We start from the raw sequence: 10,725 nt of genomic DNA on the forward strand, positions 1-10,725 counted from the left end.
GGCTGCCCATTACCAGTTTGGTGAATCCGCGACCTTCAAGGGCGCGCAGGCTCTGGCCGACCTGGCCCGGGGTCAGGTTCATCACCGGCTCGCGGCTGGTTTTCTGGTTGCAGGCGATCACCAAGGCATTGAGGGTCAGCGGATAGGTTTCCGGGCTGGTGGCCTGTTTCTCGATCAACGAACCCAGAATGCGGATTTCCGTGCTGTTGAGGCGTGGCTCGTCGAAGGTGGTTTCTTGCTCAGTGCTCATCACGCTTTTCCCTTTGCTGTCGAAGCCTGCAGTCGAAGCCGCCTAGCCTAATCCTTGCTGGATAAAAGACAAGTCGCAGGAGCGTCGCGCATCGCTATAATCGACCCACTTTTCACTCCTGTTACCACACGAGACTGCCATGACCATTTCCCTGTATGACGCTTCCGTTCCGGTTTTCACGCAACTGCTCACCGCGCTGAGCAACGTTCTGACCAAGGCTGAAGCCCACGCCACCGCCAAGAACATCGATCCGAACGCTTTCCTGCAAGCCCGCCTGTACCCGGACATGTTCCCGCTGGTGCGTCAGGTGCAGATCGCCGTAGATTTCGCCAAGGGCGTTTCTTCGCGTCTGGCCGAAGTCGAACTGCCGAAGTACGACGACACCGAAACCACCTTCGCCGAGCTGCAAGCGCTGATCGCCAAGGTTCTGGGCTACATCGGCGAGATCAAGCCCGAGCAGATCAATGGCAAGGAAGGCATCGAAATCATCACCCGCCAGGGCACGCCGAAAGAGAAGCGCTTCACCGGCCAGGCTTACCTGCTGAGCTACGGCCTGCCGCAGTTCTTTTTTCACGTCACCACCGCTTACGCATTGCTGCGTCACAATGGTGTGGAAGTGGGCAAGCGCGATTACATGGGCGCGTTCTAAAGCGTCCGGGCACAAAAAAGCCCGCCAAGGTTTACGCCTTGGCGGGCTTTTTTTGTTGGTTAAAAGATCGCAGCCTCGTTTCACTCGACAGCTCCTACCAGCTCCTACCAGCTCCTACCAGCTCCTACAGAGACCGGCGTAGGAGCTGTCGAGTGAAACGAGGCTGCGATCCCTTGATCTTGCCTAAGCCAACCGCTCGGCTTTCTCTTCTTCGCCGAGGCAAGCCGCCGCAGTAAACAGCACATCAGTCGATGAATTCAGCGCAGTCTCCGCCGAATCCTGCAACACACCAATAATGAAACCCACCGCCACCACCTGCATGGCGATTTCACTCGGTATGCCGAACAGGCTGCACGCCAGTGGAATCAGCAACAACGAACCGCCGGCCACACCCGAAGCGCCGCAGGCACAGATCGCCGCGACGACGCTCAGCAGAATGGCGGTCGGAATGTCCACGGCGATACCCAGCGTATGCACAGCCGCCAGCGTCAGCACGGTGATGGTGATCGCCGCGCCGGCCATGTTGATGGTCGCGCCCAGCGGAATCGAAACCGAATAAGTGTCTTCATGCAGGCCCAGGCGCTTGCTCAATTCCAGGTTGACCGGAATGTTCGCCGCCGAGCTGCGGGTGAAAAACGCGGTGATGCCGCTCTCGCGCAGGCACATGATCACCAGCGGGTACGGGTTGCGACGCAGTTTCCAGAACACGATCATCGGGTTCATCACCAACGCCACAAACAGCATGCAGCCCAGCAGCACCGCCAGCAGATGGGCGTAGCCGAGCAAGGCACCGAAACCGGAAGTGGCGAGGGTCGAAGCCACCAGGCCGAAAATCCCCAGCGGCGCAAAACGAATCACCAGGCGCACGATCAGGGTCACGCCGTTGGACAAGTCGCCGAGCACCTCGCGCGTGGTCGCACCGGCATGGCGAATGGCAATGCCCATGCCGATGGCCCACGCCAGAATGCCGATGAAATTGGCATTCATCAGTGCGCTGACCGGGTTGTCGACCACGCTCAACAGCAGACTTTGCAGCACTTCACTGATCCCGCCCGGCGCGGTCACCGCGACGTCATGGGTGGCCAGCACCAGGCTCGACGGGAACAGCATGCTGGCGACGACTGCGACTACCGCCGCGGCAACGTGCCAAGCAGGTACAGGAACAGGATCGGTCGGATGTGGGTTTCCTGGCCGTGCTTGTGGTTGGCGATCGATGCCATGACCAACACGAACACCAGAATCGGTGCGACAGCTTTCAGCGCCGAGACGAACACTTTGCCAATGAACGCAGTGGACTTCGCCACTTCAGGCGCGACCAGCGCCAAGGCAATCCCGGCGATCAGGCCAATGACAATCTGCGTGACCAGGCTCAAGCGTTTCAAGCGTTGCAATAGCGGAAGGGTTGAAGCAGTCATAAAACGGCATCTCTGATTTTATTAGGTGCGGGGCTGTTGCCACATCGACGCCAATCAATGGCGGATGAGCAGGGTGTACAAATCGCAGGTCGCGGACTTTATCACAGCGTCGGCACCGTCCTTCAGACCTGTGACGAACTGTCACTCATTTGTTAAACGAGATCGGCAGGTTCGTGCAACCGCCTTCGGAAACACTCTGTTAAGATTGCCCATCCTCATTTTCATGTCTGCCAGTGGGCCTCCGGGCTATCGCTGGTGTCGTCGTTTTCTGGAGTTGTGCATGCTGTTGCCTATCCTTCTGTTGTCCGCCGCCGGTTTCACGGTGCTGACCACGGAATTCGTCATCGTCGGCCTGCTGCCGGCGATTGCCCGAGACCTTGAAGTCACCATCCCCCAGGCGGGTTTGCTGGTGACCCTGTTCGCCTTCACCGTCGCCGCGTTCGGGCCTTTCCTGACCGCCTACTTCGCCCGATTTGAACGACGCAAGCTGTTTATCTCGGTGTTGATCATGTTCGGTCTGGCCAACACCCTCGCGGCGTTTGCGCCGAACATCTGGGTGATGTCAGTCGCTCGCCTGATTCCGGCGCTCGGGCTGCCGGTGTTCTGGGCGCTGGCCAGTGAGACGGCGGTCGACATCGTCGGGCCGGAATACGCCGGACGCGCGATTGCCAAGATCGGCTTCGGCATCGTTTGCGCCACGGTGTTCGGCATCCCGGTGGGCACGCTGATTTCCGATGCGTTTGGCTGGCGCAGTGCCTTCGGCATTCTGGCGGTGATCGCGTTTGCCAAGGCGTTGCTGCTGTTTATCTACCTGCCAAAAACCAATCTGCACCAGCATCAGGTGAGCTTCCGTTCGCAGTTCAGAATCCTGCGCAGCCCGCTGATGATCGGGCATGTGCTGTTGTCGATCCTGGTGTTCAGCGGCATGTTTACCGCCTACACCTACCTGGCGGACATTCTCGAGCGGCTCGCCGGTTTCAACGGTACGGTGGTCGGCTGGTGCCTGATGGGCTTCGGCGCGGTGGGCTTGATTGGCAACTCGTTGGGCGGTCGTGCGGTGGATCGTCATCCGCTGATCGCTTCCGTGACGTTTTGCGCGTTCATGATTGCCGGCATGGTGGCGCTGGTGCCGAACATCCATTCGCCGCTCGGTCTGGCGGCGGCGATGGGCATCTGGGGCGTGACCCAGGCGGCATTGTTCCTGGTCAGTCATGTGCGTTTGATGAAGGCCGCGCCGGAAGCGCCGGCGTTTGCCGCGTCTCTGAACATTGCCGGGGCCAACCTCGGGATTGGCCTGGGCGCGATGGTCGGTGGACGGGTAATCAACAGCGTGGGCCTGGGTGGTCTCGGGTTTGCGGCAGCCGGTTTTATCCTGGTGTCGATCCTGTTAGCCATGGCGCTGATGACCTTCAAGCCCCGGGAAGTCTGCGCCTGATACTCATATCTCGGTGAACAGCTCGCGTCGGGCACCTTCGGTAATCGCAACGATGCCGGGGTGCTTGACCTTGCGTTCCACCGAAATCGCGTAGAACGACTCGGTCACCGCGTCGGTCTGGCCCATCAGCTCTACGCCGTACTGGCGTTTCACTTCATCGGCAATCACGCTCGGGCCGATGAAGATCCCGCTGCCGGATTGACCAAACGCCTGCATCAAAGCGCTGTCATCAAATTCGCCGACGATTCGCGGCTGGATCTGCTGCTCGGCAAACCAGCGCTGCAAGCGACTGCGCACCACCGTCTCCGGGCCAGGAATCAGCAACGGCGCACCGTGCAGGCTGCGCGGGAAATCCTCGCCATACTGCGCCGCCAATGCGGCGGTGGCGAAGAAGCTGATCCCGCATTCCCCGAGCTTCTGGCTGTAACCCTTGATGTCGAGGTGCGACGGCATCGGGCTGTCGGAGATCACCAGGTCGAGTCGCTGAATCGCCAGATCGGCCAGCAGGCGTTCGAGTTTGTCTTCGCGACAGGTAATGCGTAGCGGCTCGCTCAACTCCATGGTTGGCGCGATCAGTCGATAGACGATGGACTTGGGCACGACGTCCGCGACACCCACCCGAAACAGAATCTGCTGCTCGTTAGGCTGCGCGCGCAGCATCAATTCCAGTTCACCGCCGAGCTGAAACATCTGCTCGGCGTAGGGCAGGGTCTGGCGCCCGGCCTCGGTGAGCTCCAGCTGTCGGCCCACCCGGCGAAACAATTCGATGCCATAGGTTTGTTCGAGCAAGGAAATCTGCCCACTGATGGTTTGTGGCGTCAGGTTCAGCTGTTCGCAGGCGCGCACGATGCTGCCGGTCTTGGCCACCACCCAGAAGTAATGCAGCTGTCGATAATTCAACATTGTGGTGATATCCCGATCCGTATCTTCTGTAGGAGCTGGTAGGAGCTGGTAGGAGCCCGTAGGAGCTGTCGAGTGAAACGAGGCTGCGATCTTTTAAAGCAGGATCAAAAGATCGCAGCCTCGTTTCACTCGACAGCTCCTACGGGCGCGAGAGTTCGTAAAAACCGAAGTATAACCGCTAAAAATACGAATTTTACTGAAGTGTTCGCCTCTCTAGAATGCGTCGCTATCAACGGGCCAGCGTCTCTGCCCGGATTGTTCTATCGAGGAATGCACCATGAAGCTCACCACCACGGCGCTGCTGATTACGTCTTTACTGTTACTGGCCGGTTGCGACCAGGCCGAAAAAAGCGCTCAGCAACTGATGGGCAAGGCTGCCGAAACCGCCAAACAGGCAATCGACGACACCCACAAGGCCGCCGAGCAAGCGATCAGCGATGCCACTGGCGGGTTGATCAGCAAGAAAGAATCATCGGAAGAAGACCAAGCGAAAAGCCAATCTTCGTCCCAGGAAATTTAAACCGTCTTAAACGAGTCAGGACTGACCCATGGAATACCTTTTAGAACTTGCTGCAAGCCCTACCGCCTGGGTCGCTCTGGCCACGTTGGTGGTGATGGAAATCGTGCTCGGCATCGACAACCTGATCTTCATCTCGATCCTGACCAATAAACTGCCGGAGCAGCACCGTCAGAAAGCGCGGCGTATTGGCATCGGCATGGCGCTGATCCTGCGACTGGCACTGCTGAGCACCATCGCGTTTATTGTCCAGCTGACGACGCCGGTGATCGAGATTCTCGGCCACGCGTTCTCCTGGAAAGACATGATCCTGATTGCCGGTGGCCTGTTCCTGTTGTGGAAGGCGACCACCGAGATCCATCACAGCATGGACCCGGCGCCGGAAGATCCGAAGTCGGCGACTTCGACCGTGACCCTGGGCTTCGCCGCCGCGATCGGTCAGATCCTGATGCTGGACATGGTGTTCTCCATCGACAGCATCATTACCGCCGTCGGTATGACCGAGCATTTGCCGATCATGATCATCGCGGTGGTGGTGTCGGTGTTGGTGATGTTGCTCGCGGCTGACCCGTTGGCCAAGTTCATCAATGACAACCCGACGGTGGTCATGCTGGCGCTGGGCTTCCTGATCATGATCGGCATGACGCTGATCGCTGAAGGCTTCGGCGCCCACGTACCGAAAGGCTACGTCTACGCAGCGATGACGTTCTCGGCAACGATCGAGATCTTGAACATGATGCACCGCCGGGCCAAGCAGAAGCGCGTGACCGCTGAAGCGTAACCTGGGTTAAACAAAACGGCCGCCTTCACTCGCGAGAGTTCAGGCGGCCGTTTTCGTTTGGGTATTTTAATCTGCCGATCAGTGCGCCGTGGCGTGACCTGCAGTCGGTTTCTCGGCCTCCGTGCACTTTTCCGAGGGAATCGGGTGATGGTGGCGCCGGGTAATCCGCAGCACTCCCCACAACATGGCGGCGGCGACGGCTAGCCAGCCGGAAATCAACATGATTATGGTCATCGTCAGGCTCATCAGTGCCTCCTCTTCGCCCTGCGACGGGCTCACACTCTTTGCAACTGACAGTCTAGTCGCTGCTGTGTTTCAGGCTATTGACCAAAGGTCGCCTGGTACCAACCCGTTCGCTCTATCGAATCCGTTCAACTGCCGGTTAAGGCTATACCGCCGCCGCGCGGCGTCCTATGATCGACGGCCAGGCCGGGAGCACGGATCACCGGCGATTGAACAAGAGAGTGATGATGGTGCGGGTAATGTCGCGAATTCGAATGGCAGCATTGATTGCCGGTTGCTTGGTGGGTCTGGCGGGCTGCGCGGGGAGTGTTGCACCCGAGGTCAAGCGTCTGCCGGAACGCGTGGAACTCAGCGGCACGTTCTACCGAGGTCAAAGCTTCCAGAGCGGGCCTCAGGTGTTGGCCAGTCTGTTGGCCCAACAGGGCATCGTGATTACGCCAGGCTTGCTTGAGAAACCGCTGCGAGTGCCGGGCGCTGAAGCGCAGTTGCAGCAGAACATGCAGAACCTTGCCCGCGAATACGGCATGGTCGTTTATCCACTCGACAGTCATCTGCCTGCGCTGCTGACTCAGGTGGCGGCGGGTTATCCGGTGATGGTGCGATTCACTGAAGGCTCGGCGTTCTGGACAGCGCCGCGTTACGCCATTCTCGCCGGTTACAACCGGCAGAAGCAGACCGTGCTGCTGCGGGCCGGGATGAATCGTCGGGAGTTGATGAGCTTCAGTTCGTTTGAGTCATCGTTTAAAGAGGCGGGCGGTTGGGCGGTATTGATCCAGAAGCCGAACCAGATTCCGGCCAATGTCGACCGGCAACGCTGGTTGAAAGCGGCGGACGATCTGGCTCAGGCCGGTCAGGAGCAGGCGGCTGCTCGTGCGAAAAAGGCGCTGAGCGCCGAGTAAGCGTCCGTTCGTCATCTGCATCGCACGGCGTGGCGCTTGCGGCCTCTGAGGGATAAGCCTGCGGATTTTTCCGGGGCAGTCCCAAGGAGGAATGTATGACAGAGCCTCAAACACCTTCCGGCCCACACTCGTCTGAGCATTCATCAGGCGACGAGTTGGGTTTTGACCCGGATTCGCCGGACGTTTCCGATCCTCAGGTTGATCCCATCGGACCGGCCAAGGCGGCCCTGGATGAAAAACCGGGCGAGGAGGGCAAGAAACCCGCCAAACCCTACGACCCGCTCGCGGATTTGAAACCCTGACGTTCAGTGTGAGGTGCGTATGTCTACTGATTCGAGTTTTGACGATAAACGCCCGGACAGTGTGCCGACCACGCCCGAGGACGATATTGACCCGGTGATGGATCCGGACAGTCCTTTGCGTGATCCGCTCGCCAGGCCCGTGGTGAATCCGGAAGAGCGGCCACAGGGGGCGGGGGATCCGAGTGAGGGAGATGGCATTCCTGATGATGATCAGATGCCGTTGCCGAACGATTGATGGCTGGTCGTTTGGGTGTATATCCGTTTCCGCGGTAATGGCTGAAACGGGTTACCCCTGTGGGAGCGAGCCTGCTCGCGAATGCGCATTCACATCCAACATTGATGTCGACTGATGCGACGCCTTCGCGAGCAGGCTCGCTCCCACAGCTAACCGTTTCCGATCAGAGAATGTGGGCGACTACGCCTGCGAAGCGCGCCGGTTTTGCAAGCCGTTACTTCGACGCTTCAACAACCCCACTCTGCCGTTGCTTCAGGTTCTTGTCCGACTTGTACTGCAACGCGACAGACGGAACGTTCGCCCCCTTGCCAGTCTCAACCCAGCTGCGAATACGGCTGGCATCCGCAAAGTGCGTGTACTTGCCAAAGGCGTCCAGGATCACCAGCGCAACCGGGCGGTTGCCCATGGTCGTCACCAACACCAGACAATGACCTGCTTCGTTGGTAAAACCGGTTTTCGTCAACTTGATATCCCAGTTCGGCTTGCCGACCAAATGGTCGGTATTGCGAAAACCCAGGCTGTAATTGGGCTTGCGGAACGAGACGGTTTTTTCCTTGGTCGTGCTCAACTCGGTCAATAACGGGTACTTGTGCGCAGCGATCAGCAATTTGCTCAGATCGCGTGCGGTAGAGACGTTACGAGGGGAGAGGCCGGTCGGTTCGACGAAGTGGGTGCTGGTCATGCCCAGCGCCTTGGCCTTTGCGTTCATCGCGGCAATGAACGCGACATAGCCGCCCGGATAGTGGTGCGCCAGGCTCGCGGCTGCGCGGTTTTCCGAGGACATCAGCGCGATCAGCAGCATTTCCCTGCGCGGCAATTCGCTTTTGAGTTTCACCCGGGAAAACACGCCTTTCATTTCTGGCGTATCGCTGATGTTGATATTGATGTACTCGTCCATGTTTTGCCTGGCTTCAACCACGACAAGACCGGTCATCAATTTGCTGACGGAGGCGATAGGGACAACCACGTCGGGGTTGCTGGCATAGATCACTTTGTTGGTCTGCATATCCAGCAGCAAAGAGCTACCGGAAGCCAGCTTGAGTTGTTTTGTATCTCGAGGTGCCGCGGTGGTTTCAGCGGCATAGACCGCTGGCGTGATGAACGTCCCTGTAAATGCAAACAATAGGCTCAGGATGGAAAGGCGGATTTTCACGCTGGCAGACTCATAAGGTGTGGATAAGCCGTTCTGTAACGGGTTGTTTCTTGAAAACCGACGCATTTTAGGAGTATGGCTGAAGAACTGTCGATGGTTGTTCAATGAACAGGTGAAAGTCCTTGAAAACCCCTACAAAACAGCAGGTTTCCGGCGAATGGTAGGGGCCGATCGACAGGCAAAAAGAACCCCGCCATTGGCGGGGTCTTTTTGTTCGGCTCTGAGGTGCAAGCGTGAACTCAGCTGTGCAAAGTTTCAGCCGCGTACAGCGTGTTTTCCAGAAGGCAGGCACGGGTCATCGGGCCAACACCGCCCGGCACTGGTGTGATCCAGCCGGCACGGGGCAGGGCGGTTTCGTAGATAACGTCGCCAACCAGTTTGCCGTCGTCCTGACGGTTGATGCCGACGTCGATCACGATTGCGCCTTCCTTGATCCACTCACCCTTGACCAGGCCGGGCTTGCCGGCGGCGACCACCACCAGGTCGGCGCGGCCGACGTGGCCCGCCAGATCCTTGGTGAAGCGATGGGTGACGGTCACTGTGCAACCGGCCAGCAGCAATTCCATCGCCATCGGGCGCCCCACGATGTTGGAAGCGCCAACGACGACTGCATCCATCCCGTAAAGATCGGCACCGGTGCTTTCCAGCAGCGTCATGATCCCTTTGGGCGTGCACGGACGCAGCAACGGAATACGCTGGGCCAGGCGGCCGACGTTATAAGGATGGAAACCGTCGACGTCTTTGTCGGGGCGGATACGCTCCAGCAATTTGGAAGCATCCAGGTGTTCAGGCAAAGGAAGCTGAAGCAGAACGCCGTCGATTGCCGGATCGTTGTTCAGGCGATCGATCAAGTCGGTCAGCGCTTCTTGAGTGGTTTCGGAAGGCAGGTCGTAGGCTTGGGAAAGGAAGCCGACCTCTTCACAGTCTTTACGCTTGTGCGAGACATAAACCTGAGAGGCAGGATCGCTGCCGACCAGGATCACCGCGAGACCGGGCGTGCGCAGGCCTTGCTGGCGACGCTCGGTGACACGTTTGGCGATCTGCTGGCGCAGGCTGGCGGCGATCGATTTGCCGTCGATTAGTTGTGCAGTCATTGCGCGTGATTAACCATCGAGAGGGGAAAAAAAGAGAACGCATTCTCGCATGTCACGACGTGAGGGCAAAGGCGCTTGGTCCGCAAATTCCCCTAACCCCTTTAATTAAATGAATTTTTTTTAAAAAGGATTTGACGCCCTAGAGGGGGCTCTATACTATTCGTCGCACTTGTCGGGCACAGCCTAGCACTGGTTGAGAAGGTCAAGTGGAATTACGATTCTGCAAGACTGAAAAGCACTTAGTTTGTAGTCCTTCAAGGGTACAGATTAACAAGGCGCCCGTAGCTCAGCTGGATAGAGCATCCGCCTTCTAAGCGGATGGTCGCAGGTTCGAGTCCTGCCGGGTGCGCCATTAGGCAGCTTAGGCACAAGTAACGCGATATGGTGGGCGTAGCTCAGTTGGTAGAGCACGGGATTGTGACTCCCGTTGTCGTGGGTTCGATCCCCATCGTCCACCCCATATTTCGAAAGGCGCCAGATTAACAGTCTGGCGCCTTTGCTTTAACGGCTACACGCGGATGTGGTGGAATTGGTAGACACACTGGATTTAGGTTCCAGCGCCGCAAGGTGTAAGAGTTCGTCGTATTTATGTTTCTCGATGATACTGCGCTGCCCGCCGGCCGTGCTCGCAAGGTCGGCCGCCACGCAAATGATGGGCAGCTCTTCTAGACATAGAAGGGTTGGCGCAGAGCTCTGGCGTGATCAGCTGTATTTGTCACCGGGGCGAGATGCTTTCGCGCATTCGCACCTATAAATTGCCTGCTGCGTTTTTACCCGTTTTCAGTAGGGTGACTTCTTGAGTTTGACCTACTAGAATGCATGCCCTTGATTCTGGGGTCGGAAACGGCC

At 58.2% G+C, this 10,725-nt stretch carries 12 protein-coding genes, 3 tRNA genes and 1 pseudogene; 10 read left to right on the forward strand and 6 right to left on the reverse strand.

Annotated features, from left to right (window positions below; all coding sequences use genetic code 11):
* Window positions 1–250 (reverse strand): DUF480 domain-containing protein (locus tag F8N62_RS21415; protein WP_150712557.1); only part of this gene is annotated, 250 nt, incomplete at its 3' end.
* A 139-nt stretch (window positions 251–389) separates the two neighbouring features.
* On the opposite strand from F8N62_RS21415, the gene F8N62_RS21420 reads away from it, so the two are divergent.
* A complete protein-coding gene (locus tag F8N62_RS21420) occupies window positions 390–899 on the forward strand; it encodes a DUF1993 family protein (RefSeq protein WP_150712558.1) in 510 nt (169 codons plus the stop codon).
* Between the two features lie 183 nt (window positions 900–1,082).
* Here the strand turns inward: F8N62_RS21420 and sstT are convergent.
* Window positions 1,083–2,314 (reverse strand): annotated as a pseudogene (gene sstT / locus F8N62_RS21425) (serine/threonine transporter SstT).
* A gap of 280 nt (window positions 2,315–2,594) precedes the next feature.
* Here sstT and F8N62_RS21430 point away from each other — a divergent pair.
* Window positions 2,595–3,749: an MFS transporter gene (locus tag F8N62_RS21430; RefSeq protein ID WP_150712559.1), complete on the forward strand. Its 1,155-nt coding sequence runs from the start codon at window positions 2,595–2,597 to the stop codon at window positions 3,747–3,749.
* A gap of 3 nt (window positions 3,750–3,752) precedes the next feature.
* On the opposite strand, the gene nhaR is transcribed toward F8N62_RS21430, so the two are convergent.
* Window positions 3,753–4,652 carry a transcriptional activator NhaR gene (nhaR, locus tag F8N62_RS21435; RefSeq protein WP_150712560.1) on the reverse strand — a complete coding sequence of 300 codons (900 nt, stop codon included), beginning with the start codon at window positions 4,650–4,652 and terminating at the stop codon, window positions 3,753–3,755.
* Window positions 4,653–4,929: 277 nt separating this feature from the next.
* Here nhaR and F8N62_RS21440 point away from each other — a divergent pair, with 277 nt between their 5' ends.
* The gene (locus F8N62_RS21440; protein ID WP_150712561.1) at window positions 4,930–5,172 is read left to right on the forward strand and encodes a hypothetical protein; all 243 of its coding nucleotides are present in this window, start codon (window positions 4,930–4,932) and stop codon (window positions 5,170–5,172) included.
* Window positions 5,173–5,200: 28 nt separating this feature from the next.
* Window positions 5,201–5,950, forward strand: a complete 750-nt coding sequence (locus F8N62_RS21445) for a TerC family protein (protein WP_150712562.1) — start codon at window positions 5,201–5,203, stop codon at window positions 5,948–5,950.
* 78 nt (window positions 5,951–6,028) lie between these two features.
* Here the strand turns inward: F8N62_RS21445 and F8N62_RS31540 are convergent, their stop codons facing one another.
* A complete protein-coding gene (locus F8N62_RS31540; RefSeq protein WP_191632414.1) occupies window positions 6,029–6,196 on the reverse strand; it encodes a hypothetical protein in 168 nt (55 codons plus the stop codon).
* 167 nt (window positions 6,197–6,363) lie between these two features.
* Here F8N62_RS31540 and F8N62_RS21450 point away from each other — a divergent pair, with 167 nt between their 5' ends.
* The 3 genes from F8N62_RS21450 to F8N62_RS21460 all read left to right on the forward strand — a co-directional run bounded on the left by F8N62_RS21450 (window position 6,364) and on the right by F8N62_RS21460 (window position 7,629).
* The gene (locus F8N62_RS21450; protein ID WP_150712563.1) at window positions 6,364–7,092 is read left to right on the forward strand and encodes a peptidase C39 family protein; all 729 of its coding nucleotides are present in this window, start codon (window positions 6,364–6,366) and stop codon (window positions 7,090–7,092) included.
* Window positions 7,093–7,187: 95 nt separating this feature from the next.
* Entirely contained in the window at window positions 7,188–7,394 is a 207-nt protein-coding gene (locus tag F8N62_RS21455; RefSeq protein WP_150712564.1) for a DUF6021 family protein, read from the forward strand.
* 19 nt (window positions 7,395–7,413) lie between these two features.
* A complete protein-coding gene (locus F8N62_RS21460; RefSeq protein ID WP_150712565.1) occupies window positions 7,414–7,629 on the forward strand; it encodes a hypothetical protein in 216 nt (71 codons plus the stop codon).
* 214 nt (window positions 7,630–7,843) lie between these two features.
* Here the strand turns inward: F8N62_RS21460 and pbpG are convergent, their stop codons facing one another.
* Window positions 7,844–8,782, reverse strand: coding sequence for a D-alanyl-D-alanine endopeptidase (gene pbpG / locus F8N62_RS21465; RefSeq protein WP_150712566.1), 939 nt, complete (start codon window positions 8,780–8,782; stop codon window positions 7,844–7,846).
* A 239-nt stretch (window positions 8,783–9,021) separates the two neighbouring features.
* Window positions 9,022–9,876 carry a bifunctional methylenetetrahydrofolate dehydrogenase/methenyltetrahydrofolate cyclohydrolase FolD gene (gene folD / locus F8N62_RS21470; protein ID WP_150712567.1) on the reverse strand — a complete coding sequence of 285 codons (855 nt, stop codon included), beginning with the start codon at window positions 9,874–9,876 and terminating at the stop codon, window positions 9,022–9,024.
* 275 nt (window positions 9,877–10,151) lie between these two features.
* On the opposite strand from folD, the gene F8N62_RS21475 reads away from it, so the two are divergent.
* The 3 genes from F8N62_RS21475 (at window position 10,152) to F8N62_RS21485 (ending at window position 10,494) form a co-directional block, all read left to right on the forward strand.
* Window positions 10,152–10,228: transfer RNA gene (locus F8N62_RS21475), tRNA-Arg, on the forward strand.
* 32 nt (window positions 10,229–10,260) lie between these two features.
* Window positions 10,261–10,336, forward strand: a tRNA-His gene (locus F8N62_RS21480).
* Window positions 10,337–10,390: 54 nt separating this feature from the next.
* A tRNA-Leu gene (locus F8N62_RS21485) sits at window positions 10,391–10,494 on the forward strand.
* Window positions 10,495–10,725 lie beyond the last annotated feature (231 nt).

Origin of the sequence: Pseudomonas fluorescens (genome assembly GCF_902497785.1) — a bacterium.
Taxonomy (GTDB): Bacteria; Pseudomonadota; Gammaproteobacteria; order Pseudomonadales; family Pseudomonadaceae; genus Aquipseudomonas; species Aquipseudomonas fluorescens_BO.